23 protein-coding genes are annotated in these 24856 nt (G+C 65.3%); 16 read left to right on the top strand and 7 right to left on the bottom strand.

Going from position 1 to position 24856, the window contains the following annotated elements:
• Nucleotides 1-97 precede the first annotated feature (97 nt).
• Nucleotides 98-1705 carry an ABC transporter substrate-binding protein gene (locus Q2M23_RS25980; protein ID WP_057020088.1) on the bottom strand — a complete coding sequence of 536 codons (1608 nt, stop codon included), beginning with the start codon at nt 1703-1705 and terminating at the stop codon, nt 98-100.
• 209 nt (nt 1706-1914) lie between these two features.
• On the opposite strand from Q2M23_RS25980, the gene Q2M23_RS25975 reads away from it, so the two are divergent.
• The 7 genes from Q2M23_RS25975 (at nt 1915) to Q2M23_RS25945 (ending at nt 9276) form a co-directional block, all read left to right on the top strand.
• Complete coding sequence (locus Q2M23_RS25975; protein WP_410469766.1) at nt 1915-3567, top strand: ABC transporter substrate-binding protein; 1653 nt, start codon at nt 1915-1917, stop codon at nt 3565-3567.
• Nucleotides 3568-3766: 199 nt separating this feature from the next.
• On the top strand, nt 3767-4720 hold the full coding sequence (locus tag Q2M23_RS25970) for an ABC transporter permease (protein WP_050382524.1): 954 nt from the start codon (nt 3767-3769) through the stop codon (nt 4718-4720).
• A gap of 2 nt (nt 4721-4722) precedes the next feature.
• Entirely contained in the window at nt 4723-5610 is an 888-nt protein-coding gene (locus tag Q2M23_RS25965; protein ID WP_156436506.1) for an ABC transporter permease, read from the top strand.
• Between the two features lie 3 nt (nt 5611-5613).
• On the top strand, nt 5614-6687 hold the full coding sequence (locus Q2M23_RS25960) for an oligopeptide/dipeptide ABC transporter ATP-binding protein (RefSeq protein WP_316397510.1): 1074 nt from the start codon (nt 5614-5616) through the stop codon (nt 6685-6687).
• Complete coding sequence (locus Q2M23_RS25955) at nt 6684-6893, top strand: hypothetical protein (protein WP_076832604.1); 210 nt, start codon at nt 6684-6686, stop codon at nt 6891-6893. Before Q2M23_RS25960 ends, Q2M23_RS25955 begins: the two co-directional genes overlap by 4 nt.
• Nucleotides 6890-8302, top strand: coding sequence for an amidase (locus Q2M23_RS25950; RefSeq protein WP_316397509.1), 1413 nt, complete (start codon nt 6890-6892; stop codon nt 8300-8302). The genes Q2M23_RS25955 and Q2M23_RS25950 overlap by 4 nt, the downstream gene beginning before the upstream one ends.
• Nucleotides 8299-9276, top strand: a complete 978-nt coding sequence (locus Q2M23_RS25945; protein ID WP_076832598.1) for an ABC transporter ATP-binding protein — start codon at nt 8299-8301, stop codon at nt 9274-9276. The genes Q2M23_RS25950 and Q2M23_RS25945 overlap by 4 nt, the downstream gene beginning before the upstream one ends.
• Here Q2M23_RS25945 and Q2M23_RS25940 read toward each other — a convergent pair.
• Nucleotides 9273-10181, bottom strand: a complete 909-nt coding sequence (locus Q2M23_RS25940; protein WP_316397508.1) for a LysR substrate-binding domain-containing protein — start codon at nt 10179-10181, stop codon at nt 9273-9275. The two genes, Q2M23_RS25945 and Q2M23_RS25940, sit on opposite strands and share 4 nt — an antisense overlap.
• Before the next feature lie 110 nt (nt 10182-10291).
• Between Q2M23_RS25940 and Q2M23_RS25935 the strand changes: the two genes are divergently transcribed.
• From Q2M23_RS25935 to Q2M23_RS25925, 3 genes are all read left to right on the top strand, one after another.
• Entirely contained in the window at nt 10292-11086 is a 795-nt protein-coding gene (locus Q2M23_RS25935) for an acyl-CoA thioesterase domain-containing protein (protein WP_316397506.1), read from the top strand.
• Between the two features lie 150 nt (nt 11087-11236).
• The gene (locus Q2M23_RS25930) at nt 11237-12988 is read left to right on the top strand and encodes a type I secretion system permease/ATPase (RefSeq protein WP_253625132.1); all 1752 of its coding nucleotides are present in this window, start codon (nt 11237-11239) and stop codon (nt 12986-12988) included.
• Nucleotides 12985-14295 carry an HlyD family type I secretion periplasmic adaptor subunit gene (locus Q2M23_RS25925; protein ID WP_057020081.1) on the top strand — a complete coding sequence of 437 codons (1311 nt, stop codon included), beginning with the start codon at nt 12985-12987 and terminating at the stop codon, nt 14293-14295. The genes Q2M23_RS25930 and Q2M23_RS25925 overlap by 4 nt, the downstream gene beginning before the upstream one ends.
• Before the next feature lie 314 nt (nt 14296-14609).
• Here the strand turns inward: Q2M23_RS25925 and Q2M23_RS25920 are convergent, their stop codons facing one another.
• Nucleotides 14610-15092, bottom strand: coding sequence for a CinA family protein (locus Q2M23_RS25920; protein WP_253604962.1), 483 nt, complete (start codon nt 15090-15092; stop codon nt 14610-14612).
• Nucleotides 15093-15264: 172 nt separating this feature from the next.
• Between Q2M23_RS25920 and Q2M23_RS25915 the strand changes: the two genes are divergently transcribed.
• From Q2M23_RS25915 to Q2M23_RS25900, 4 genes are read left to right on the top strand one after another with little or no spacing between them, the layout of a single operon-like run.
• A complete protein-coding gene (locus Q2M23_RS25915; RefSeq protein ID WP_316397504.1) occupies nt 15265-16341 on the top strand; it encodes an amidohydrolase family protein in 1077 nt (358 codons plus the stop codon).
• A complete protein-coding gene (locus Q2M23_RS25910) occupies nt 16338-17447 on the top strand; it encodes an amidohydrolase family protein (RefSeq protein ID WP_253625130.1) in 1110 nt (369 codons plus the stop codon). Before Q2M23_RS25915 ends, Q2M23_RS25910 begins: the two co-directional genes overlap by 4 nt.
• Before the next feature lie 53 nt (nt 17448-17500).
• The gene (locus Q2M23_RS25905; protein WP_016846808.1) at nt 17501-17914 is read left to right on the top strand and encodes a Rieske (2Fe-2S) protein; all 414 of its coding nucleotides are present in this window, start codon (nt 17501-17503) and stop codon (nt 17912-17914) included.
• Nucleotides 17915-17956: 42 nt separating this feature from the next.
• Nucleotides 17957-18541: a class I SAM-dependent methyltransferase gene (locus Q2M23_RS25900; protein ID WP_210263000.1), complete on the top strand. Its 585-nt coding sequence runs from the start codon at nt 17957-17959 to the stop codon at nt 18539-18541.
• A gap of 39 nt (nt 18542-18580) precedes the next feature.
• Here the strand turns inward: Q2M23_RS25900 and tcuB are convergent, their stop codons facing one another.
• From tcuB to Q2M23_RS25880, 4 genes are all read right to left on the bottom strand, one after another.
• Nucleotides 18581-19684 (bottom strand): tricarballylate utilization 4Fe-4S protein TcuB, encoded by a 1104-nt coding sequence (tcuB, locus tag Q2M23_RS25895; protein ID WP_316397500.1) that lies wholly within the window; start codon nt 19682-19684, stop codon nt 18581-18583.
• Between the two features lie 16 nt (nt 19685-19700).
• Nucleotides 19701-21101, bottom strand: coding sequence for an FAD-dependent tricarballylate dehydrogenase TcuA (gene tcuA / locus Q2M23_RS25890; protein ID WP_410469765.1), 1401 nt, complete (start codon nt 21099-21101; stop codon nt 19701-19703).
• 128 nt (nt 21102-21229) lie between these two features.
• Nucleotides 21230-22540: an MFS transporter gene (locus tag Q2M23_RS25885; RefSeq protein WP_076832572.1), complete on the bottom strand. Its 1311-nt coding sequence runs from the start codon at nt 22538-22540 to the stop codon at nt 21230-21232.
• A 278-nt stretch (nt 22541-22818) separates the two neighbouring features.
• Nucleotides 22819-23718: a transcriptional regulator GcvA gene (locus Q2M23_RS25880; protein ID WP_057020076.1), complete on the bottom strand. Its 900-nt coding sequence runs from the start codon at nt 23716-23718 to the stop codon at nt 22819-22821.
• A 118-nt stretch (nt 23719-23836) separates the two neighbouring features.
• Between Q2M23_RS25880 and Q2M23_RS25875 the strand changes: the two genes are divergently transcribed.
• Both Q2M23_RS25875 and Q2M23_RS25870 read left to right on the top strand, forming a co-directional pair.
• Nucleotides 23837-24055, top strand: a complete 219-nt coding sequence (locus tag Q2M23_RS25875; RefSeq protein WP_316397497.1) for a DUF1127 domain-containing protein — start codon at nt 23837-23839, stop codon at nt 24053-24055.
• 70 nt (nt 24056-24125) lie between these two features.
• The gene (locus Q2M23_RS25870; RefSeq protein WP_316397496.1) at nt 24126-24749 is read left to right on the top strand and encodes a GNAT family N-acetyltransferase; all 624 of its coding nucleotides are present in this window, start codon (nt 24126-24128) and stop codon (nt 24747-24749) included.
• The last annotated feature ends 107 nt before the right edge of the window (nt 24750-24856 follow it).

Here is a 24856-nt window from a genome sequence, read left to right as displayed (position 1 = left end):
CAAGGCCGCCTCCCAAAAAGAAGCCTTGAATCTGATTTGCTCTCAAAAGGGAATCCTTAGAGTCCACACCACCTAGGCCGGGACGACGATGGAATGTCTATTCCAGCCCGATCTGGGTCAGATCCTGGAACCAGTGCTGCGCCTGCACGAAGGTCTTCACCTTCGGCGACAGCGCGTGCGGATTGGTGTCGTGCACCACCCACACCAGCGCGGCATCGTCGACGATCAGCGCGTGCGCCTGCGCCAGCAGCGCATCCTGTTTGGCGGAATCGAAGGTCTGCTTGGCCTCGTCGATCAGCGCATCGACCTTCGGGTTCTTGTAGCCGCCCCAGTTGACGCCCACCGGCGCGACCTGGCCGGAGTGGAAGAACCGCACGATGGCGTAGAGCGGATCCGACGTGACATAGGCGATGTTGTTGGCGGTGATGCCGGCATTCATCTCGTCGGCTGCGCCCTTGCGCCAGTGCGTATATAATGTCTCGAGCTCGACCACCTTGAAGTCGATGTCGATGCCGATCTCCTTGAAGCTCTGCTGCAGGAACTCGTTCATCGGCAGCGACAACATCTGCCCGGTGCCGCCCTGGGCGATGATGAAAGTCGTCTTCAGCGGCTTGTCCTTCGAATAGCCGGCTTCCTCCACCAGCTTCTTCGCGGCCGCGAGGTCGTATTTCAGTTCAAAGGTCGGCTTGCCGAACCACGGGCTCGACGGATCGACCTGGCCCTTGGCGGGCTTGGCGAGGCCGTTCATCAGGCCAACCACCGCGTCGCGGTCGATCGCGAGGTTGAGCGCCTTGCGCAGGCGGATGTCGGTCCATGGCGAGCCCGGCAGCACGCTCAAGTGATAGTTCCAGACATGCGGTGTCACGTTGTCGACGATCCTCATGCCGGCGGCCTTGAGCTGCGGCACGGCGTCGGGCGCGGGCGTTTCGATCAGGTCGACCTGGCCGGCCAGCAGCGCGTTGGTGCGGGTCAGCGCCTCCGGCATCGGAATCAGGATCATCTTGTCGACCTTCGCAAGCCGCTTCTTGTCCCAATAGTCCGGGTTCTTCGTCAGTTCGGCGAGCTCGCGCGGCACCAGCTTGGTCAACTTGAACGGACCGGTGCCGGAGGGCTGACTGGCGAACTTGTCCCAGTCCTTGCCGAGCTTTTCATATTGCGCGGGGCTCGAGACCAGGAACCAGAGCATCTGATAGGGGAAGAAGGAGTCGACCGTCTTGGTGGTGATCTCGATGGTGAAATCGTCGACCTTGGCGTAGCTCGCAACCGAAGGCAGGCGGGTCTTGACCTGCGCGCTCTGCCGCTTGTCGAACTGCGGTGCCTTGTCGTTCAGCACCTTGTCGAGATTCCAGATCACCGCGTCGGCATTGAAGTCGCTGCCGTCGTGGAATTTGACGCCCTTGCGCAGCGTGAAGCGCCATTTGGTCTTGTCGTTGTCGTCGACCTTCCATTCGGTCGCAAGCCCGGGCACCAGCTTGCCCGGCCGGTCGGCAACATCCATCTCCCAGGCAACCAGCGGATCGTAGATCGTGTAGGCGGTGAACTGATAGGCGCCCGCGCCGCGATCGGGCTGGCCGGTGGTCAGCGGAATGTCGGCCATCGAAATGCCGTAGCGCACAATGGACTCGGCTTGCGCCGACATGGCCGGCCAGCCCGCGGTCAAGGCAAGCGCCATTGCCGCCATCAGGATCGAATTGCGCGCACGCATATGAAGGCTCCGTTGGAAAGACGTTGGAGCCAAATCCTGCAAGCATGATGCCAGAATAGGCATCTTCGCTTCGTTCAGGCCCGAGGTGGGAAGAAATGACGCGCCCGGCGGTTATTTGCTGATGAACTATTCCCCTTGGCACAGGCATTGCATACGCTTGCCCAAGAAATAATCACCAAAACGTCACCAGACTCGAAGGGGCTGCTCAGATGCGTAACAGGAAAACCAATGCGACGGCGATCATGCTGGCGCTTGCGATAGCCACAGGCGTGCCGGCGATCGCCAGCGCCGAGACTGTGCTGCGCATTGGCATGACCGCTGCCGATATTCCGCGCACGCTCGGTCAGCCCGACCAGGGCTTTGAGGGCAATCGCTTCACTGGGCTTACGATGTATGACGCGCTGACGATGTGGGACCTGTCGTCGTCGGACAAGGCGAGCGCGATGATCCCCGGCCTTGCGACCGAGTGGAAGGTCGACGATGCCGACAAGACCAAGTGGATTTTCAAGCTGCGCTCCGGCGTCACCTTTCATGACGGCTCGCCGTTCAATGCCGACGCCGTGGTCTGGAACGTCGACAAGGTCTTGAAGCAGGACGCGCCGCAATACGATGCGAGCCAGGTCGGCGTCACCGCCTCGCGCATGCCGACGCTGGTCTCGGCGCGCAAGATCGACGACATGACGGTGGAGCTGACCACCAAGGAGCCGGACAGCTTCCTGCCGATCAACCTCACCAATTTGTTCATGGCGAGCCCGGCCAAGTGGCAGAAATTCTACGACAAGGCCGAAGGCGCCGACGCCAAGGCGAAGTCGCAGGCCGCGTGGGCCGCGTTCGCCAAGGACGCGGCGGGCACCGGCCCTTGGAAGATGTCGAGCTTCACCCCGCGCGAACGGCTCGAGCTGGTGAAGAACGAGAACTACTGGGACAAGGCACGGGTGCCGAAGGCTGACAAGATGGTGCTGTTGCCGATGCCGGAGGCCAATGCCCGCACCGCGGCGCTGCTGTCGGGGCAGGTCAACTGGATCGAGGCGCCGGCGCCGGACGCGCTGCCCGAGATCAAGCAGCGTGGCTTCAACCTCTATTCCAACGAGGAACCGCATGTCTGGCCGTGGCAGTTCTCGCGCGTCGAGGGCTCGCCGTGGAATGACATCCGCGTCCGCAAGGCGGCCAATCTCTGCATCGATCGCGAAGGGCTGCGTGACGGCCTGCTTGCCGGCCTGATGGTGCCGGCGACCGGCACGTTCGAGCCCGGTCATCCCTGGCGCGGCAACCCGACCTTCCAGATCAAGTATGACAAGCCGGCCGCGCAGAAGCTGATGCAGGAGGCCGGCTTCGGTCCGAACAAGAAGCTGACGGTCAAGATCCAGACCTCGGCATCGGGCTCGGGCCAGATGCTGCCGCTGCCGATGAACGAGTATCTGCAACAGGCGTTGGCCGAATGCTACTTCGATGTGCAGCTCGACGTCATCGAGTGGAACACGCTGTTCACCAATTGGCGGCGCGGCACCAAGGATCCGACCGCCAACGGCTCGAACGCCATCAACGTCACCTATGCGGCGATGGATCCGTTCTTCGCGCTGGTGCGCTTCCTGCAGTCGGGCATGGCGCCGCCGGTGTCGAACAATTGGGGCTTCAACAACAACCCGAAGTTCGACGAGCTGGTGAAGAAGGCCCGCCAGACCTTCGAGCCGGCGGCGCGCGACGCCGCGCTGGCCGAGCTGCATGCGGCCTCGGTCGACGACGCGGCCTTCCTCTATGTCGCCCACGACGTCGCACCGCGCGCGATGAGCCCGAAGATCAAGGGATTTGTGCAGCCGAAGAGCTGGTTCGTCGACTTCTCGCCGGTCACGGTCGCGCCGTGAGGCGCTAGCCGCGCAATAGGTGTACCCTCTCCCCTTGTGGGAGAGGGTGGCTTCGCGAAAGCGAAGCCGGGTGAGGGGTTGTCTCCGCGGGCGCTCCTCTCCGATCTGAAATGACTTTGTCCGCGGATAGAAACCCCTCATCCGGCGCGCTCGGCGCGCCACCTTCTCCCACAAGGTGAGAAGGAAGAAAGAACGCAACGTGTTCGCCTATACGTCCAGACGGATTGTCTACGTCATTCCGATCGTGCTCAGCGTGGCGCTGGTGTGCTTCCTCTTGGTGCACATCACGCCCGGCGACCCCCTGGTCGCGGTGCTGCCGGCCGATGCCTCGCAGGAGCTCGCCGCGCAATTGCGCACGGCCTACGGCTTCGATCGCCCATTGCCCGTGCAATTCGGTCTGTGGCTGTGGCGCGCGATCCACGGCGATCTCGGCAATTCGATCGCGACCGGGCGGCCCGTCCTGACCGAGGTGATGCGCGCCGTCGGCAACACCGTGATGCTGGCGATCGCGGCCGCGATGATCGGCTTTACGCTCGGCCTGCTGTTCGGCCTGATCGCCGGCTATTTCCGCGACACCTGGGTCGACAAGGTCGCGACCTCGGTTGCGATAGCCGGCGTGTCGCTGCCGCATTACTGGCTCGGCATGGTGCTGGTCATCATCTTCTCGGTGCAGCTCAACTGGCTGCCCGCGGTCGGCGCAGGTCCCGGCGGCTCCGGCGCCTGGGCGTGGGACTGGGAGCATCTGCGTTATCTGGTGCTGCCGGCGATCACCACCTCGGTGATCCCGATGGGCATCGTCACCCGTACGGTGCGCGCGCTGACCGGCGACATCCTGAGCCAGGATTTCGTGGAGGCGCTGCGCGCAAAGGGCCTGCGCGAGACCGAGGTGTTTCGCCACGTCATCAAGAATGCGGCGCCGACCGCGCTCGCGGTGATGGGCCTGCAGCTCGGCTACATGCTGGGCGGCTCGATCCTGATCGAGACCGTGTTCTCCTGGCCGGGTTCGGGCCTGCTGTTGAACTCGGCGATCTTCCAGCGCGATCTGCCGCTGCTGCAGGGCACGATCCTGGTGCTGGCGCTGTTCTTCGTGCTGCTCAACCTCCTGGTCGACATCGCGCAGGCCGCGATCGATCCGCGCATCAAGCGGAGCTAGCCATGAGTGCGATGTTGGATACCGCATTGCAGGCCGTCCCCGCGACCAAGGCGCGTGGCTATTGGGCGACGGTTGGCCGCCGCATCAGGCGCGACAAGGTCAGCATGGCTTGCGCCATCATCCTGGTGCTGATCTTTGCCTCGGCGCTGCTGGCACCATGGCTGCATCTTGCCGATCCCTATCAGGGCTCGATGATCCGCCGTCTCCGCCATATCGGCACGCCGGGCTATCCGCTCGGCACCGACGAGCTCGGCCGCGACATGCTGGCGCGGCTGATCTATGGCGGACGGCTGTCGCTGGTCATCGGCATTCTGCCGGTGATCTTCGCCTTCGTGATCGGCACCTCGCTCGGCCTCGTCGCCGGCTATGTCGGCGGCAAGCTCAACACCGCGATCATGCGCACGGTCGACGTGTTCTACGCCTTCCCGTCGGTGCTGCTGGCGATCGCGATCTCGGGAGCGCTCGGCGCCGGCATCACCAATTCGATCGTGTCGCTGACCATCGTGTTCGTGCCGCAGATCACCCGCGTCGCCGAAAGCGTCACCACCGGCGTGCGCAACATGGATTTCGTCGAGGCGGCGCGCGCGTCCGGCGCCGGGCCCTTCACCATCATGCGCGTCCACATGCTCGGCAATGTGCTCGGCCCGATCTTCGTCTACGCCACTGGCCTGATCTCGGTGTCGATGATCCTCGCCGCCGGTCTGTCGTTCCTCGGGCTCGGCACCAAGCCGCCGGAGCCGGAGTGGGGCTTGATGCTGAACACGCTGCGTACTGCGATCTACGTCAATCCGTGGGTCGCGGCGCTGCCGGGCGCGATGATCTTCGCGGTCTCGATCTGCTTCAATCTGCTGAGCGACGGCATGCGCAGCGCCATGGACATCAGGAATTAGAGCATGAGCGACGCCAATCTCACCGTCGATATGCTGGAGCCGGTCGCCGACATCGGCGGCGCCGCGCAGCCGCTGCTGCAGGTCAAGGGACTGACCAAGCACTTCCCGGTGCGCGGCGGCCTGTTCAGTCCGCGCAAGACCGTGCGCGCCGTCGACGACGTCACCTTCGCGGTCATGAAGGGCGAGACCGTCGGCATTGTCGGCGAATCCGGCTGCGGCAAATCGACCACCGCGCGGCTGTTGATGCACCTGATGGCACGCGATGCCGGCGATATCATCTATGACGGAAGGCAGGTCGGCCCGTCGCTCTCGCTGCGCGATTTGCGGCGCGGCGTGCAGATGGTGTTCCAGGACAGCTACGCCTCGCTCAACCCGCGCCTCACCATCGAGGAATCGATCGCCTTCGGGCCAAAGGTCCACGGCATGGCCGACGACACGGCGCGGACGCTGGCGCGCGAATTGCTCGGTAAGGTCGGCTTGCGGCCGGAGATTTTCGCCAACCGCTATCCGCACGAGGTGTCCGGCGGCCAGCGTCAGCGCGTCAATATCGCGCGTGCGCTCGCGCTGTCGCCGCGGCTCGTGATCCTCGATGAAGCGGTGTCCGCGCTCGACAAATCGGTCGAGGCGCAGGTGCTCAATCTGCTCGCCGACCTGAAACGCGAATTCGGCCTGACCTATCTGTTCATCAGCCACGATCTCAACGTCGTCCGCTACATCTCCGACCGCGTGCTGGTGATGTATCTCGGCGAGGTCGTCGAACTCGGCCCGGTCGATGCGGTCTGGGACGCGCCGGCGCATCCCTATACCCGCGCACTGCTGGCGGCGATGCCGTCATCCGATCCCGACAGGCGCACCGAGGTGCCGCCGATCTCGGGCGATCCGCCCAATCCGATCGATCCGCCATCGGGCTGCCGGTTTCACACCCGTTGTCCGTTTGCGGAGCCGCTCTGCGCAAACGACACGCCAAAACTCAGCGATCTCGATACAATGGGCCATCAAGCGGCGTGCTACATGGCCATTCCTGGCTCGGGGCACAGCCGCGCGCCGGCAAAAGCAAAAGGAGAAAACGCGGCATGACCAGACCTACTCCCAAGGATGTCAAGGTGATCGCGCACGTCGCTGACGTGCCCGCCGACGACGAAGTCGCCACCCGGATCGCCAATTCGATCGGGCCGGCATTCGACGGCTTTGCACCGATCTCCGGTACGCTGCCCTTCGATCTCGAACCCGCGAGCTTCCTGCTGGCGCAGATCGCGCAGAAGATCGAGAAGGTGTCTAAATGAGCTCTGATCCGGCCCTGATGACGCTGACCGCGGTCGCCAAGGCGATTGCCGACAAGAAAGTTTCCTCGCATGAGGTGACGCGCGCCGTGCTGCATCGCGTTGCGGAATGGCAGCCACGCCTCAACGCCTATATGGCGGTCGAATCCGAGCAGGCGCTGGCCGCCGCCACCGAGGCCGATGCCGCGCTCGCCAGGGGCAATAGTCGCGGCGCGCTGCACGGCGTGCCGCTGGCGCACAAGGACATGTATTATGACGCTGGTAAGGTCGTGACCTGCGGCTCGCTGATTCGCCGCGACTTCGTGCCGAAGACGACCTCGACCGCCCTGCAGCGGCTGAAGGATGCCGGACAGGTCCGCCTCGGCTCGTTGCAAATGGTCGAGTTCGCCTATGGGCCGACCGGCCACAACGTGCATTACGGCGCGGTGCGCAATCCCTGGAACACCGAGCACATCACCGGCGGCTCGTCGTCGGGCTCGGGCTCGGCGGTCGCCGCGCGGCTCACCTTCGCCGCGCTCGGCTCCGACACCGGCGGCTCGGTGCGCATGCCGGCGCATTTCTGTGGCGTCACCGGCCTGAAGACGACGGTCGGCCGCGTCAGCCGCGCCGGTGCGATGCCGCTGTCGCAGTCGCTCGATACCGTCGGTCCGCTGGCGCAGACCGCGGAGGACTGCGCGCTGCTGCTCGGCCTGATGGCCGGCGCCGACCCCGAGGATCTGACGGCGTCGACGCAGCTTGTCCCGGACTATATGGCCGCGACCAAACAGTCGCTGAAGGGCCTGAAGATCGGCGTCCCGACGGCGTTCTATGTCGACGACCTCGACCCTGAGGTGGCGCGTATCCTCGACGAGACTATCACCACCTTGAAGAAAGAGGGCGCCGAGATCGTCAAGGTCGAGCTGCCCGATCAGCGCCAGCTCTCCTCGGCATCGCAACTGGTGCTCGCGGTCGAGGCTGCCGCCTTCCACAAGCGCTGGATGATCGAGCGGCCGCAGGATTACGGTGCGCAGGTCCTGATGCGGCTGCAGAACGGCCTGACCATTCCGGCGGTCACCTATCTCGAGGCGATGCGCTGGCGCGGCCCCGCGCTCGCCGCGCATAACGCGGCGGTCAACGGGGTCGATGCGGTGATCGCGCCGTCATCGCCGGTGCCGGCGCCGACGATCGCGGAGAGCGATGTCGGCAATGGTCCGGGCGCCGACGCGGTGCTGCAGCGCCTGACGCGCTTCACCCGCCCGGTCAACTATCTCGGTCTGCCATCGCTCTCGATTCCCTCCGGCTTCACCAAGACGGGTCTGCCGGTCGGCATGCAGCTGATTGGTCGCTCCTTCGAGGAAGCGGTTCTGCTCCGGATCGGCGCCGCGTTCCAGCGTGCCACTGATTTCCACGCCAGGGTGCCCAAGCTCGCATGACCAACCTCGTCGAGATCAACAACCTCAATATCCGCTTCACCGGCGATCGCACGGTCCATGCCGTGAACGATCTCAGCCTGCAGCTCGGCGAGGGCGAGGTGTTGGGGCTGCTCGGCGAGTCCGGCTCGGGCAAGAGCGTGACGCTGCGCGCGTTGATGCGGCTGTTGCCGAAGAAACGCACGCAGATCTCCGGCAGCGTCAAGGTGCTGGGACAAGAGGTGCTGGCGATGGACGATGAGGCGCTGTCCGGATTTCGCGGCCAGACCGTCTCGATGATCTTCCAGGAGCCGGCGCTGGCGCTCGATCCGGTCTACACCATCGGCCGCCAGATCGCGGAGACGGTGATGCGCCACGAGGGTAAGAGCGAGCGCGAGGCCACGGCCCGCGCGCTCGAAATGCTCGAGGTGGTGCGGATCCCCTCCGCGAAGCGGCGGCTGGACTCCTATCCGCACGAAATGTCGGGCGGGATGCGCCAGCGTGCGATGATCGCGCTGGCGCTGGCTTGCAAGCCGAAGATCCTGCTTGCCGACGAGCCGACCACGGCGCTCGATGCCACCGTCCAGATTCAGATCCTGCTGCTGCTGCGCGAGCTGCAGCGCGAGTTCGGCATGTCGGTCATCTTCGTCACCCACGACATTGGTGTCGCGATCGAGATCTGCGACCGCGTTGCGGTGATGTATGCCGGCCAGATCGTGGAGCAGGGCGCCTTGCGCGATATCGTGCGCTCACCGGTGCATCCCTATGCCAAGGGCCTGCTGGCCTCGACCATTCACGGCGCGATGCGCGGCCAGCGGCTGGAAACCATTCCGGGCACCCCGCCCTCGCTCGATCATGCGCCGGCCAGTTGCTCCTTTGCACCGCGTTGCAAGTTCGCCGAGCCGCGCTGCAGCGAGCGCTTGCCGCCGGTCGTGCAGGTCGCTCCCGGCCGTTTGGCACGGTGCATCCTGGCCGAGCCGGCGCCCGCCACGGCCTAGCTCGCCCGCGCGACGGCGTCCGTGATCCAGCGCCGCACCGCCGCGATGCGGCGGTCCCGCGCCTGCTCGGTCCGGGAGACCAGGTAGATCGTCTCGCTGTGCGCCGCCTCGAACGCAAACGGCGCCACGAGCCGCTTGCCGAAGCCCGGCCGCGCCTTGATCAGCGGCGCGATCGCAATCGCGACGCCGAGTCCGTGTTCGGCGGCCTCCAGCATCGCCGGCACGCTGTCGAGCCACAGATGTCCGCGCGGAGCGAGATTCGGCAGCCCGGCCTCCCTCAGCCAGGCCGGCCACGCCCGCGGCTGCGTCGTGACATGGATCAGCACCTCGCGCGACAGGTCCGCTGGGGTCCGAAGACCTGCCTTGACCAGCGCCGGCGTACAGACCGGCAATCCTTTGACCTGTACCAGCGGCTCGACTTTCACCCCGGTGGCATGTTCCCGCCCGTAACGGATCGCGACATCGACGCGTGATCCGTTGAAGTCGGCATATTGGTGGGTGGCCTCGATCCGCAGCGTCAGTTGCGGATGGCGCCGCTTGAAATCCGGCAGCGCCGGCAGCAGCACGGCACTGGTGAAGAACGGCAATGAGCTGATCCAGAGCTCGCTGCCGGCCTCACCGCGTCGCCGCAGCATGTCACGGCTCGCCTCCTGCAGCGTCGCCAGCGCGGCCGACACTTTTGCAAGGTAGCGCTCGCCGTCGTCGGTCAACCGCACCTGGCGCGCGCCGCGGACGAACAGTTTGGTGCCGAACTGCTCTTCCAGCCCGCGGATCTGGTGGCTGATCGCCGACGGGCTCAGCGACAGGTCTCGCGCGGCGCGCCGGAAGCTGAGTTGGGTGGCCGCGCGCTCGAAGGCGAGCAGCGCCGGCAGCGGCGGGATCACCCGCGGATCGGGGGCATCCAATGGGTGAATCTTGCTCACCTGAAGTGATGAATGGCCTTTTGTCATGGCCGCTATTCTTGGATGAGATTGGCTGAACGCTCAATCCTGTTCATCTCAAGGGACCATTCGCCTTGGCCATCTTCGAACCGCTCGCCACGCCCCATCACTGGAAGCCCGCGGCGCTGGCGGCCGGGCCGTTCACCGGCCTTCAGGGCGGGGCGGTCGCAAGCCTGCTGACCGGCGAGGTCGAGGCCATGGCCGGTGCGCGCAATTGGGGCACCGCGATCTCGGCGACGGCCTGGTTCCTGCGGCCGACGCCAATGGCGGAACTGCGCACGCACGTTACCGTGGTGACCGAAGGCGGCCGGGTCAGCGTCGTCGACAACACGCTCTGGCCGGCCGGTGAGGAGCGACCCTGCGCGACGGTGCGCGTGACGCTGTCGCGCGAGCGTGCCGTCGAGGTCCCGGGATTTTACGGGAGCGCAGCCGATCCGGTGGATCCCACGGTGTTTCCGTTGCGCAGCCCACACGCGGTCCATGGCCGCAGCTGGTTCATGGATGCGATGGAAGCCCGTGCCGGCGGCGATACCGCCTGGTTTCGCTTGCATCACGCCGTCATGGCGGGCGCCGGTCCGCTGGCGCGGGTGCTCGGCCCGGCTGACTGGACCCACGGCATCGCGCGGCCCGTCCAGAACGTGGTGGCCGACCCCAATCCGAACCTCGCGGTGCAGCTGTTCAGGCCACCGCGAGGCGCCTGGATCGGCGTTCGCGCCGATGCGCGCTGGCGCCCGGAGGCCGGGCTCGGCGTCGGCAGTGGGGTGTTGCTCGATGTGGATGGCGAGATCGGCCGGGTCTCGATGTCGGTCATTCTCGTGCCGCTTCCGGGAAGCGCGCCCGCGCGAGGCCAGGGTTCCGCCGCCGGTTAACCCTGATTTATTCCGTCAACTGTCGGTGCGATCACAAAATGAGGCCGCGAACCATGCTTTGGTTCACGCGACTTAAAATGGACGGTGGTCGCAAACGTCTATACAACGTGGTGATCACGTAACTCTTTTGTTTTGCAGAGATCAGTTTTTATGGCAGCCGCGCCCGCTGTCCGGCGTTCCGAACTGGCTGAGGCGCTGCGCGCTTGCCGCAGCGCCTTTATCGGCGTCGGCCTCATCAGTTGCATGATCAACCTGCTCTACCTGACAGGTTCGATGTTCATGCTGCAAGTCTACGACCGGGTGCTGCCGAGCCGCAGCGTTCCGACCCTGGTCGGCCTCGTGGTCATCGCCGCGGTCCTCTACATGGCTCAGGGCGTGCTCGACCTGCTGCGCGGACGGATCCTCGGCCGCGTCGGCACCTCGCTCGACGAAGCGCTCAATGCGCGGGTGTTCGACACCGTCGTTCGGCTGCCGCTGATGGCCGGCAATCGCAGCGAAGGCCTGCAGCCGCTGCGCGACCTCGACAATGTGCGCTCCTTCCTCGGCAGCATGGGTCCCGGCGCGTTCTTCGATCTGCCCTGGCTGCCGTTCTACATGGTGATCTGCTTTGCCTTCCATTGGCTGCTTGGCGTCACGGCGCTGATCGGCGCCGTCATCCTGGTGACGCTGACGCTGATCACCGAATACTTGTCGCGCACGCCGGCCAAGGAAGCGATGACGCTCGCGGCGCGGCGCAACGATCTTGCCGCCTCCAGCCGCCGCAACGCCGAGGTGCTGGTGGCGATGGGCATGGCCGGCCGCATGAACAGGCGCTGGAACGAGGCCAACGAGGAATATCTGTCCGGCAACCAGCGTGCGAGCGACGTCACCGGCGGGCTCGGCGCGGTCGCCAAGGTGCTGCGCATGATGCTGCAGTCCGCCGTGCTCGCGGTCGGCGCCTATCTCGTGATCCATCAGGAGGCCACCGGCGGCATCATCATCGCCGGCTCGATCCTGAGCGCGCGGGCACTGGCGCCGGTCGATCTCGCGATCGCGCATTGGAAGGGCTTCGTCGCCGCGCGGCAGAGCTGGCAGCGGCTCAACCGCCTGCTGCAGCAAATTCCGGCGCGGCCCGAGCAGACGCTGTTGCAGGCGCCGGAGAAGAAGCTTTCGGTCGAGGCCGTGACCATGGTCGCGCCGGGCGACCAGCGCGCCATCGTGCAGGACATCACCTTCGCCGTCGAAGCCGGCAGCGGCGTCGGCGTGATCGGCCCGAGCGGCTCCGGCAAGTCGTCGCTGATCCGGGCGCTGGTCGGCGTCTGGATGCCGGCGCGGGGCAAGGTACGGCTCGACGGCGCCGCGCTCGACCAATGGTCGTCCGACCAACTGGGGCGCCACGTCGGCTATTTGCCGCAGGACGTCGAACTGTTTGCCGGTACGGTCGCCCAGAACATCTGCCGGTTCGATCCCGACGCCAAGTCCGACGGCATCATCGCGGCGGCCAAGGAGGCCGGCGTGCATGAGATGATCATCAAGATGCGCGAGGGCTACGACACCCAGGTCGGCGAGCAGGGCACCGCGCTCTCCGCGGGCCAGGCGCAGCGCGTGGCGCTGGCGCGGGCGCTGTACGGCAACCCGTTCCTGATCGTGCTGGATGAGCCGAACTCCAATCTCGACAGCGAAGGCGACGAGGCGCTGACCCGCGCGGTGCGCGGCGCCCGCGAGCGCGGCGCGGTCGTCATCGTGGTTGCGCACCGGCCGATCGGCATCGAGGGCGTCGACCATCTGCTGGTGCTGAAGGACGGCCGCATGCAGACCTTCGGGCCGAAGGAGGCTGTGCTCGCGCAGGTGCTGCAGCGTGCCGCGCCGCCGGTGCCGACGCCGATCAAGATCGTCGCGGATGCGGGAGCCGCAAAGTCATGACCGATCAACCGCGCAACGCACATCGCTCGATCCGCAAGCATCTGATCGTCGGCCTCGCCGTGGTTCTGGTTCTCGGCGGGGGCGTCGGCGGCTGGGCCGCAACGGTGCCGATCTCGGGTGCGCTGATCGCGCCGGGCTCGGTGGTGGTCGAATCCAACGTCAAGAAGGTGCAGCATCCGACCGGCGGCGTGGTCGGCGAGGTGCGGGTGCGCGACGGCGACGTGGTCAAGGCGGGCGACATCGTCGTGCGCCTCGACGAGACCGTCGTGAAGGCCAGCCTTGCGATCGTGGTCAAGACGCTGAACGGTCTTTATGCGCGCGCGGCCCGGCTCGAGGCCGAGCAGCAGGGCCGCGACAAGATCGCCTTCCCGCCGCAGCTGCTCGAGCAGGCCAAGGAGCCGGACGTTCGCGACATCATGGCGAGCGAAACCAAGCTGTTCGAGGTCCGCGTCAACGGCCGCACCGGCCAGAAGGCGCAGCTGCGCGAGCGCGTCACCCAGCTCAACGAGGAGATCTCCGGCCTGCAGGCGCAGGAGAGCGCCAAGGACAAGGAGATCGCGCTGGTGCAGCAGGAGCTGGTCGGCGTCCGCCAGCTCTATGAGCAGCATCTGGTGCAGCTGACCCGCCTGACCACGCTCGAGCGCGACGCGGCGCGGCTCTCCGGCGAGCGCGCGCAGTACATCGCCTCGCGCGCGCAGGCCAAGGGCAAGATCACCGAGACCGAGCTGCAGATCATCCAGGTCGACAAGGACATGCTGGCAGAGGTCTCGAAGGACCTGCGCGAGACCAACGACAAGATCGGCGAGTTCGTCGAGCGCAAGGTCACCGCCGAGGATCAGCTTCGCCGCATCGACATCCGCGCGCCGCAGGACGGCGTCGTGCTGCAATCGACCGTGCACACCGTCGGCGGCGTCATTACCGCGGGCGATGCCATCATGATGATCGTGCCGAAGGCCGACGATCTGTCGGTCGAGGCCAAGGTCAATCCGCAGGACATCGACAAGCTGCAGGTCGGACAGAAGACAGTGCTGCGGCTCTCCGCCTTCAACCAGCGCACCACGCCGGAGCTGAACGGCGTCGTCACCCGCGTCTCCGCCGACGTCACCACCGACCAGCGCACCGGGCAGAGCTATTACACCATCCGCGTCTCGATGCCGCCGGAAGAAGTGGCGCGCCTCGGCAGCGAGGTGAAGATCATCCCGGGCATGCCGGTGGAAGCCTTCGTCCAGACCGGCGACCGCACCATGCTGTCCTATCTGATGAAGCCGATGAGCGACCAGTTCATGCGCTCGTTCCGCGAAAAGTGAGCCGCGCGCTGCTCTTGTAGCCCGGATGAAGCGCAGCGAAATCCGGGAACAGTCGCTCAGCGGATGAAGTCGTCCCGGATTGCGCTTCGCTTCATCCGGGCTACGCAGTCCTCGTTAGATTGCAGGCTCTTTCCCCAAGTCGTCCCTGCGAAACCAAGGACCCATAACCACAGGATCGAGTTGTTGAAGCAGGCTGTGGCTCCAGCGGACCATCGTCAATTGCCATCGGTGATTATGGGTCCCGGGTCGCGCTTCCGCCTCCGCTCTTCGAGCTTCGGTGAGACAAGTCGCTTGCCCGGGACGACAGGGAAAAATTACCGTTCCAGATTCTTCAACAACAGCTCCAGCGCCGCCTTCGCAAATGCCTGCATGTTCGCCTGCCGGTCGCCGCTCGCGGTCTCCAGCGTGATCACCTGCTGGTGGGGGCCTGCGACCGCCATGCAGCTGTGGCCGGCGGCATCGCCGTAGCGGTTGCCGGTCGGGCCGGCGGCACCGGTCTCCGACAATCCCCAGTCGGTCGCGAGGCGCTCGCGGATCTGCCGCGCCAGCAATTGCGCGTAAGGTTCCGACGCCGAGCGGAGCCCACGCATGGCGTCGTCGGGAATGTCCATCAGCGCGCGCCGCGCGTCGCGGGTGTAGATCACGCCGCCGCCGAGGAAATAGGCCGACGCGCCGGGAACCGCGAGCAGCGATGCGGAGATCAGTCCGCCGGTTGAGGATTCCGCGACCGCAATCGTCTGCTTGTTCGCGATCAGTTTTGCGGCGACCTGTTCGGCGATGGATGTGAGCGCGTTCACGGCCTTCTTTCTCGTTGCTTGCCATGAAAATCCCGTGGGGCGTCCTGCCCTCCTAGCACACCACGCAGCCGTTTGCCGAGTTGCAGGCCGCGGCATGGCCTGATTGAATGCAAGACAAGAACCAGGCGCCGCCCGACAAGCTTGTCGTGAGAGCGTGCGCGGAGGAAACATCATGACGTCGCCGATCGCGGGCGGCGTGGATTGCGATCTGCATCCCGCCGTGCCTCACCTCACCAGCCTGCTGCCGTACATGAACGACTACTGGCGCGACCAGGTGACGACGCGCGGCATGACCGACCTGATCTCGCAATCCTATCCGACCAATTCGCCGATCTCGTCGCGGCCGGACTGGCGTCCAGCGCAAGGCAAGCCGGGCTCAAGCCTTGCGGACATGCAGCGCCAGGCGCTCGACCAGTTCGGCACGGCCTACGGCATCTGCAATCCGCTCTACGGCGTGCAGATGGTGTTCTCCGAGGACATGGCCGATGCGTTCTGCCGCGCGCTGAACGACTGGCTGGTCAAGGAATGGCTCGACAAGGACGATCGCCTGCGCGGCTCGATCGTGATCCCGGTGCAGAGCATCGAAAAGGCGGTCGCCGAGATCGAGCGCTGTGCGCAGGACAAGCGCTTCGTGCAGGTGTTGACGCTGGTGATGGGCGACATGCCGCTTGGCAAGCGGCACTACTGGCCGATCTACGCCGCGGCGGAACGGCTCGGCCTGCCGGTCGGCATCCATGCCGGCAGCGCCTATCACAATCCGCCGACCTCGGTCGGCTGGGGCTCCTATCACATCGAGGATTATGTTGCGCAGGCGCAGGCGTTCCAGACCCAGCTCACCAGCCTGATCGTCGAGGGCGTGTTCGCGCGCCATCCGAACCTGAAAATGGTGATGCTGGAGTCCGGCTTCACCTGGCTGCCGCCATTCCTGTGGCGGCTGCACAAGTTCTGGCGCGGCGTGCGCATGGAGACCCCGTGGGTCGACCGCGCGCCGCTGGAGATTGTGCGCAGCAACATCCGCTTCTCGCTGCAGCCGGTCGATGCGCCGCCGGACGGAGACACGCTGAACCGCCTGTTCGACCATATGCAGTCGGACGAATTGATCCTATTCTCGTCAGATTATCCGCATTGGCAGTTCGACGGTGACGAGGTGCTGCCGCACGGGTTGTCGCAGGATCTGGTACGCAAGATCATGATCGATAATCCGCATGCGACCTATGGCCGGCTCAAGGTGAAGGAGAAGACGCCATGAACATCCAGCTCCGCGAGCGTCCCGAAACCGCATCGCCGACCAGCATCAAGACCGCGATCGCCGACTGCGACATCCATCCGGCCCGCGCCACCAAGGATGAATTGTATCCTTATCTCGAAAAGCGCTGGCATGCGCATCTCGAGACCTTCGGCGTCCATGCCTATCAGGGCATGATGGGAGGCCCGCCCTATCCGAAGGCGCAGCCGAATGCGTCGCGCCGCGATGCCTATCCGCCGGAAGGCGGCCCGCAGGGCTCGTCGCTGTCCTTCATGCAGAAGCAGCACCTCGATCCCAACAATGTCGCGCTCGGCGTGCTCAACCCGCTCAACACCGGACAGGGCATCCGCAACCAGGATCTCGCCGGCGCGATCTGTTCGGCAATCAACGACTGGCAGATCGAGAAATGGACCAGCAAGGATTCCCGCCTGAAAGGCTCGGTCGTCGTCGCCAATGAGGATGGCATGTCGGCCGCCGCCGAAATCCGCAAGCGCGCGGGCGACACGAATTTCGTCCAGGTGCTGCTGCTCAGCCGCAATGTCGAGCCGCTCGGCCAGCGCCGTTACTGGCCGATCTATGAGGCGGCACAGGAAGCCGGCCTTCCGATCGGTGTGCACGCCTTCGGCTTCGGCGGCAACCCGATTACCGCGTCGGGGTGGCCGAGCTACTATATCGAGGAGATGGTCGGGCATTCGCAGTGCCAGCAGACCGCGCTGGCGAGCCTCGTGCTCGAGGGCGTGTTCGAGCGCTTCCCGAAACTGAAGATGGTGATGGTCGAGGCCGGCTTCGGTTGGGCGCCGTCGCTGGCCTGGCGGCTCGACAAGGTGTTTTCGCGGCTGCATGCCGAGGTGCCGCATCTGAAGCGCAAGCCGTCGGAGTATATCCGCGACCACATCTGGTGGACGACGCAGCCGATGGAGGATCCGGAGAGCCGCGACCATCTGTTCCAGACCATCGAGTGGATCGGCTGGGACAGGCTGCTGTTCGCGACCGATTACCCGCATTGGGATTACGACGAGCCGTCGCGCGTGCTGCCGGCCGGCGTCAGCGATGCCAATCGCCAGGCGTTCTATCTCGACAACGCCAAGCAGCTGTACGGTATCGCATGATCCGAAAAAGTGGGAACCGGTTTTTCGAATCAGATCATGCGTGAGAACGATTGATGGCGCGGCATGTGATAGCCCCGGTGGACGAGCTGCCGCCGGGTTCGCGAAAATTTCTCGAGATCGACGGACGGCCGATCGCGGTCTTCAACGTCAAGGGCGAGTTCTTCGGCCTGCTGAACCGCTGCCCGCATCAGGGCGCGGCGCTGTGTGAGGGGCCGCTGATCGGGCTCGCGTCGTCGTCGGACCCCGGCGAAATCGAATACACCAAGCTCGGCGAGATCCTGCGCTGCCCCTGGCACGGCTGGGAGTTCGACATCCGCACTGGCCAGTCCTATTGCGACCCGCGCCGCTTCCGCGTGCGCGCCTATCCGGTCAGCGTCGAGCCGGGCACCAATGTGGTGAAGGGACCGTATGTCGCCGAGACCATCAAGGTCGCGGTGGAGAGTGACTACGTGGTGGTGGATTTGTAGCCGCGACCGTCCCGAAATCCTGTTCACCGGAGATGGCAATCGGTGAGCGTCGTGCAAAGCATCCTCTTGCGTGCGTTTGGCCGCCCCCGGGGCCTGCTGGGGAGGCTCGGCGGCATGATCATGGCGCGCACCAATGCAGATTGCGGCGCGTGGGTCGCAGATCGCCTAGAGGTAGGACCTGATGACAGCGTGCTCGAAGTCGGGTTTGGTCCGGGCGCCGTCATTCATCGCCTGTCGACATTGGTGCCGGTCGGACGCATCGCGGGCATTGATCCGTCGCAGGAGATGGTCGGGCAAGCTCGCGCCCGGAACGCGGCCGCGATCGAGGATGGTCGTGTCGAGCTTCGGCTTGGCTCCGTGGAACGCATGCCATTCGATGCGAATAGCTTCGACGCGGCGCTGGCGATCAACTCGATGCAGGTCTGGCCGGATGCCGTCGCCGGGCTACGTGAGGTCCGTCGCGTGATGAAGCCGAGCGGCAGGATCGCACTCGGCTTTACGCGCTACTCCGGACAGCCCAAGGAAGGGGTGACGGAAAAGCTGGCAGCGGCCGGCTTCACGCAGGCTCAGCTGGTCGAGACAAATGAGTGGTTCTGTGCGCTGGCGACAAAGCCCGATGCAAGATGAGTTCGTAAGCCGGGCTACGCTGCGCTAACCCACCACCATTCATTCCGCCATCATCTGCCGTTCGCGCGCATAGCGCACCAGCGCGACAAAGCGGTAGATACCGTGCACGAATTTGCCGTAGGGCATGGTGATGAACAGCGCGAACACCACGCCCAGATGCAGCGCCAGCAGCGGGCCCATCGCGGCGGTCTCGCGCCACAGCAGCAAGGCGAGGCCGGTGATGCTGGTCAGGAACAGCATCAGGATGAACGCGGTGTCCATGCCCATGCGCTGCTCGTCGACCAGCACGCGGTCGCGCTTCCATTTCTCGCCGAGCAGGCCGAGCGGGCCGACCACGAGCCCAATGCCGCCGAGCGTGCCGAGCACGACGGGCAGGTCCCACCACGCATAGGGTGCCTCGCGCGCCAGGAGGTAGTGATACAGCGTGCCGACGCAGGTCGCGGCGAAGCACAGCGCGAAGCCATAGAAGGTGAAGTGGTGATACAGCTTGCGGCGGTCGGTCGGCTGGTCGTCCTCGTTGAAGCAGCCGACACCGCCGCCGTCGAGGTAGCGCAGCTCGCCGGCGTCGCGGACCGCCTGCAACAGCGCCTTCGCATCCGTCGTCATGCCGACCGGCTCGCCGATGTCGCGCCAGAAGGCGCGCACGCCCATTACCAGCGCCAGGATCGCGTAGAGCAGGGCTAAGCCGAACAGCAGCGCCATCGCATTGTGCGGCATCAGTTTGTAGAACGCGCCGGGACCGGTGTGGATGCCGGTGAGCACGCCGCGATCATTGACCGCGGCGAAGCCGAAGATAAAGGCGGCGACGCTGAGCGCTGCGATCAGGCTGATGACGAGGCCGTTGCGCGCGAACGCGCCGGCAAAGGCGCGCGGCCAGGCATAGGCGGCATAGGATTCGGCGCGCGCGACCGCGAGCGTCTTCGGTACATTGACGTTGAATTCGTGCGGCGGCGAGAACTGGCAGTCGGTGTAGCAGGCGCCGCAGCCGTGGCAGAGGTTGGCGAGGTAGTTGAGATCGCCGTCGGAGAAGGCGCGGCGCATCTCCATCGCGGGAAACACCGCGCACAGGCCCTCGCAATAGCGGCAGGAATTGCACACCGTCATCAGACGGTCGGCTTCCTGCAAGATACTCGTCCCGTGCATCGCGTCAGTCCCGCCTTCAGTTCCGCGCATTCTTGGCTGCTTCCCGGCCGGCGACGCGGCCGAACACGCTGCCGATGGTCATGCCGATGCCGGCGGCATAGCCCTTGCCGAGCACGTTGCCGGCCATGATCTCGCCGGCGGCGAACATGTTGGCGGACGGCTTGCCGTCCTTCATCAGTATCCGCGCCTCCCTGTTCACGCGGGTGCCGAGATAGGTGAAGGTGATGCCGGGCCGCACCGGATAGGCGAGATAGGGCGTCGTCTCGATCCGGCGCGCCCAATGCGTCTTCGGCGGCGTGATGCCTTGGGTAGCGCAGTCGTCGAGGATGGTGTGGTCGAAGGTGCCGGGCTGCACCGCGGCGTTGAACTCGGTGATGGTCTTTTCCAGCGCGGCCGCGTCGAGCTCGAGCTTGCCGGCGAGCTCGGCAATCGTCGCACCCGCGATCGGCGGAAACAGCGTCGGCATGAAGCTCGTCACCACGGTCGAGTCGAAGATGATGTAGGCGATCTGGTCCGGCTGCGCGGCGACCAGCCGGCCCCAGATCGCATAGCGCTTGGGCCAGATGTCCTCGCCCTCGTCGTAGAAGCGCTCGGCATGCTTGTTGACGACGATGCCGAACACGACCGAATCGTGACGCGTGATGATGCCGCCGTCGAATTTCGGCGCGCGGGCGTCGATCGCCACGGCATGGCATTGCGTCGGATCGCCGATCTCCTGCACGCCCTTGGCGAGCAGCATCTTGAGGATCGCGCCGCGATTATAGGGCGTGCCGCGGATCAGGAAATTGTCGGCCGCATCGCCCCAGGATTCCTTCAGCCATTCGATGTTGGCCTCGAAGCCGCCGGCGGCCGCAACCAGGGTCGAGGCGCGGACCTCGGTCTTGCCGCCGACCGGCTGCTTCAGCTGCGCCGAAAGGAACATGCCGTCCTCGACCGTGAGATCGATGACCTCGGCATCGTAGAGGATGTCGACGCCGAGCTCCTCGGCGGTGCGATAGAGCGCGTTCAGCATCGCGCGGCCGCCGCCGAGGAAGAACGAGTTGGTGCGGCCAAGGCTCAGCGTGCCGCCGAGCGACGGCTGCCAGCGCACGCCCTGCTCGACGATCCAGTTCAGGATGTCCTTGGACTCGTGGATCATGAAGCGGGCCAGTTCCTCGTCGGTCTGGCCGCCGGTCACCAGCAGCAAATCCTTCCAGAACTCCTCCTCGGTGTAGGGACCGGTGAGGATCTCGGTCGCCGCGTCATGGGCGCAGCGCATGTTGCGGGTGTGGCGGGTGTTGCCGCCGCGATAGAATTTCGGGGCGCCTTCCAGCACCAGGACGGAAGCGCCGGCGCGCCGTGCGCTGATCGCAGCGCACAGCGCGGCGTTGCCGCCGCCGATCACCAGCACGTCGAACCTGCGCGTCAGATCAACCATGCGCTCTTGTTATCGTTGTTGGCATGGAAAGCAACACGGCCGGGCGCATGAGCATGATCCGGAAAAGCGTGTCGCGATTTTCCGGAGAAGTCATGCCCAGCGAGCCCACCCGGCCGCGAAGTGGAATATCAGGCCGCAACCGTCTCGCGCTGCTCGATGGTCTGGCCGCCACGATAGACGATCAGCGCGGCGACGATGCCGAGAGCTGCGGCGCACATCAGCCAGTAGCCGGGCGAAGCCTTGTCGCCGGTCTGCTGGATCAGCCAGGTCGAGGCGAACGGCGTGAAGGTGCCGAACAGCCCGGCCGCCAATGCAAAGGCCAGCGAGAAGCAGGTGGTGCGGACATGCGCCGGCACGATCTCGACCAAGCAGCCCAGCATGGTGCCGCTGTAGACGCCGAAATAGAAGGAGAACATCATCTCGACCGCCAGCATCTTGCCGAACGAGGGATTGGTCACCAGCCAGTGCAACGCCGGATAGGCCGTGATGAGGGACAGGCCGGCGATCGCCAGCAGCACCGGCTTGCGGCCGATCCGGTCGGACACCGCGCCGCCGACCGGATTCCATATGAAATTGGTCACCGCAACCAGCAGCGTCACCAGCAGCGCATCCTGGGTCGAGAGCTTCAGCACGGTCTTGCCGAAGGTCGGCGTATAGACGGTGACGAAGTAGAAGGTGGTGGTGGTCAGCACCGCGATCATCATGCCGAGCACGACGATGCGCCAGTTCGCGATCGCCGAGGCGAACACCTCGCTTGCGGTCGGATGCTTCTTCATCGCGAGGAACGCCGGGGTCTCCTCCAGCGTCCGGCGCAGGAAGAAGATCACCGGGATGATCAGGCAGCCGACGAAGAACGGGATGCGCCAGCCCCAGGAGGCCACGGTCGCGGCCGGCATGCTCTCGCTGAGGACGAAGCCGAGGATCGAGGCGACGAAGATCGCGACCTGCTGGCTCGCCGACTGGAACGAGGTGTAGAAGCCGCGATTGCCGGGCGTGGCGATCTCCGCGAGATAGACCGAGACGCCGCCGAGCTCGACGCCGGCGGAGAAGCCCTGCAGCAGGCGCGCGATCAGCACGATGATCGGCGCCGCAATGCCGATGGTCGAATAGCTCGGGCAGAGCGCGATCACCACGGTGCCGATAGCCATGATCGACAGCGTCACGATCAGGCCCTTGCGGCGGCCGATGCGGTCGATATACGCGCCGAGCACGACGGCGCCGACCGGGCGCATCAGGGCGCCGAGCCAGAACACGCCGAACGCGTTGAGCAGCGCCGCGGTCTCGTTCTCGGAGGGGAAGAAGGCCTTCGCAATCGCCTGGGCATAGAAGCCGAACAGGAAGAAGTCGAACTGCTCGAGGAAATTGCCGCTGGTCGCGCGCAGGATGGCGCCAAGACGCGATTTGATCTGCGGGACTTGCGATGAACTCGACTGCGACATAACGCCCTTTCCTCCCCGTGACAAAAACGGCCGGCGCAAATTGTCTCGCCGGCCAAAGCAGTTAACTGCCATGTGCGGCAATTTGGCACGGCTGTCCGGCGCGACCAACCCGGAATCACGCGGGGGGCTATGGGAAAAAAGCCGTAGGTGGAAATCGCAGGGAGCCTTTCGAGCGAAGGGGATATTGGTTCGCGCGAAGAAACCTCGTCAAAACAACGATCTGGCGCTTCGGCCCAGGTCCAATCAGAACCGAAGCTCCGGCCGGCGCGTGCGGCGCATCAAGGCGCCGCGTGCGCCGTTGTGCCGAGCCAGCTCCGGAACGCGGAGAGCTTTGGCGTATCGGCGCGTCCCTGCGGCGAAACCAGGTAGAAGCCGGCGTCGGCCGGTAGCGCGATCTTGAAGGGAACCACGAGGCGACCCTTGGCGATGTCGTCCTGCACATAGGAGGTGCGGCCCATCGCGATGCCGATGCCGTCGATCGCGGCCTGGATCGTCACGAACAGCAGGTCGAAGGTGACGCCGGGCTGCTTGGAAATATCGGTCGGCAGCCCCGCCGCGGTCAGCCACAGCCGCCAGTCGTCGCTGTTGGCGTTGCTGGTGTGCAGGAGCGTGTGGTCCCTGAGGTCTTCAGGGCATTTCAGCGGTCTGGTTCCCTGCAGCAGCGACGGGCTGCATACCGGAAACAGCTCATCCGCCATCAGCCAGTCCGCACGCAAGCCCGCCCATTGGCCGCGGCCATAGCGGATCGCCGCGTCGACCTTGTCGCGCTGGAAGTCGACCAGGCTGGTCGAGGTGGTGATGCGAACGTCGATGCCGGAATGCGCCTCCTGGAAGGCCGACAGCCGCGGCAGTAGCCATTTGGCGGCAAGCGATGCCAGCGTCGAGACCGTCAGCACGTGATCGTCGTCCCGGCGCAACAGGCGGTCGGTGGCGAGCCTGAGATCGTTGAAGGCGGCCCGGACGCCGGGAAGGTATTCGGTAGCCTCCGGCGTCAGGCTCAGCGAGCGGTTTTGGCGGACGAACAGGCGGACGCCGAGCTCCTCCTCAAGCCGCCGGATCTGATGGCTGATCGCGGTCTGCGTCACGTTCAGTTCGGACGCCGCCAGCGTGAAGCTCATATGCCGCGCGGCGGCCTCGAACGCCCTCAGGCCATTCAGCGAAGGCAGGCGGCTGGTCATCTCTGGGGCGTCTCCAAATACATGACTTTAATTCATGCGAAACGGTACAAAGTGTCGTTTGTGAGCGGGCCGAATAGCCCCGATATTACCGCCAACAGGTTACCGACAGGAGCCGCAGATGTCCATTTTCACCCATGAATCGATGACAAATCATCATACGCCAAATCATCACGCATCGGGCCTGCTGAGCCAGGTCGGCGAGACGCTGCATGTCTGGTGGGAGCGCTACGAGCGCCGCCGCGAGCTGTCGCAGTGGACCGAGCGCGACCTGCACGACATCGGCATGTCCCGCAGCGACATCGTGTTCGAGACCGAGAAGCCGTTCTGGCGGGCCTGAGAAGGACGCCACCGCTGGCGTCGCCTCGATCGAGGGACGCCGGCTAATTTCTTCACCCGAGGAGCGTGTCATGGTTGCGCTGCATCTCGACGATCTCCAGCAATACTCTGACGTGCTGCGCGCCAAGAACGGCAGCGAGGTCAAGGTGCGCTTCGTCGAGCCGCGCGACCGCGAAGAGCTGCAGAGCTACATCCGCTCGCTCTCCGCGGGGTCCCGTTACAACCGCTTCCTGGGCGCGTTGAGCGAGCTGCCGAAGACGGAGCTCGAACGTTTCATCCATGTCGGCGAGGCTGACCGGTTCACGGTGGTCGCGACGATGCTGGTCGATGGCTTTGAGACCATCGTCGGCGAAGCCCGCTACGCCTTCCATGCCGATACGTCGAGCGTCGAGTTCGGCCTGTCGATCGATGACCGGTGGCAGGGCCACGGCATTGGCAAGGCGTTGCTCAGGAATCTCGAATGCCGTGCGGCGTCCTTCGGAGCCGAACGCATCTTCGGCGACACGCTGCGTTCCAATGCGACGATGATCGGCCTCGCCCGCAAGTCGGGCTACGCCTTCACCCAGAGCCCCGGCGACTGGAAGCTGGTGCGCTTCGTGAAAGAGATCCACGTCGAACCGCAAGACATTCCCTGTGCCAGCTGGCGGCTTGCCGCCACTTCCCGCTTGGCCGCGATGTCCTCGCTTGCGGTTTGACTGACTAGGCCCGGTTCTGGCCCCTCCAGAACCGGGCCCTTTTCTTTTCCCAACCGGTGCTGCGACTGCTACTCGTCATGCGCGGGCTTGACCCGCGCATCCATCGA

Origin of the sequence: Bradyrhizobium sp. 33ap4, from assembly GCF_032654765.1 — a bacterium.
Classification (GTDB): Bacteria; Pseudomonadota; Alphaproteobacteria; order Rhizobiales; family Xanthobacteraceae; genus Bradyrhizobium; species Bradyrhizobium australafricanum.
Note: the sequence above shows the minus strand (reverse complement) of the source record. Positions and strands in the feature narration are given on the sequence as shown.

Bases quoted from the DNA above. Each gene is read 5' to 3' on its own strand.
- Q2M23_RS25965 (WP_156436506.1), top strand. From the start codon at position 4,723: ATGAGTGCGATGTTGGATACCGCATTGCAGGCCGTCCCCGCGACCAAG.
- Q2M23_RS25975 (WP_410469766.1), top strand. From the start codon at position 1,915: ATGCGTAACAGGAAAACCAATGCGACGGCGATCATGCTGGCGCTTGCG.
- Q2M23_RS25870 (WP_316397496.1), top strand. From the start codon at position 24,126: ATGGTTGCGCTGCATCTCGACGATCTCCAGCAATACTCTGACGTGCTG.
- Q2M23_RS25930 (WP_253625132.1), top strand. From the start codon at position 11,237: ATGGCAGCCGCGCCCGCTGTCCGGCGTTCCGAACTGGCTGAGGCGCTG.
- Q2M23_RS25880 (WP_057020076.1), bottom strand. From the start codon at position 23,718: ATGACCAGCCGCCTGCCTTCGCTGAATGGCCTGAGGGCGTTCGAGGCC.
- Q2M23_RS25945 (WP_076832598.1), top strand. From the start codon at position 8,299: ATGACCAACCTCGTCGAGATCAACAACCTCAATATCCGCTTCACCGGC.
- Q2M23_RS25915 (WP_316397504.1), top strand. From the start codon at position 15,265: ATGACGTCGCCGATCGCGGGCGGCGTGGATTGCGATCTGCATCCCGCC.
- tcuB (WP_316397500.1), bottom strand. From the start codon at position 19,684: ATGCACGGGACGAGTATCTTGCAGGAAGCCGACCGTCTGATGACGGTG.
- Q2M23_RS25910 (WP_253625130.1), top strand. From the start codon at position 16,338: ATGAACATCCAGCTCCGCGAGCGTCCCGAAACCGCATCGCCGACCAGC.
- Q2M23_RS25955 (WP_076832604.1), top strand. From the start codon at position 6,684: ATGACCAGACCTACTCCCAAGGATGTCAAGGTGATCGCGCACGTCGCT.
- Q2M23_RS25905 (WP_016846808.1), top strand. From the start codon at position 17,501: ATGGCGCGGCATGTGATAGCCCCGGTGGACGAGCTGCCGCCGGGTTCG.
- Q2M23_RS25960 (WP_316397510.1), top strand. From the start codon at position 5,614: ATGAGCGACGCCAATCTCACCGTCGATATGCTGGAGCCGGTCGCCGAC.
- Q2M23_RS25950 (WP_316397509.1), top strand. From the start codon at position 6,890: ATGAGCTCTGATCCGGCCCTGATGACGCTGACCGCGGTCGCCAAGGCG.
- Q2M23_RS25885 (WP_076832572.1), bottom strand. From the start codon at position 22,540: ATGTCGCAGTCGAGTTCATCGCAAGTCCCGCAGATCAAATCGCGTCTT.
- tcuA (WP_410469765.1), bottom strand. From the start codon at position 21,101: ATGGTTGATCTGACGCGCAGGTTCGACGTGCTGGTGATCGGCGGCGGC.
- Q2M23_RS25980 (WP_057020088.1), bottom strand. From the start codon at position 1,705: ATGCGTGCGCGCAATTCGATCCTGATGGCGGCAATGGCGCTTGCCTTG.
- Q2M23_RS25925 (WP_057020081.1), top strand. From the start codon at position 12,985: ATGACCGATCAACCGCGCAACGCACATCGCTCGATCCGCAAGCATCTG.
- Q2M23_RS25875 (WP_316397497.1), top strand. From the start codon at position 23,837: ATGTCCATTTTCACCCATGAATCGATGACAAATCATCATACGCCAAAT.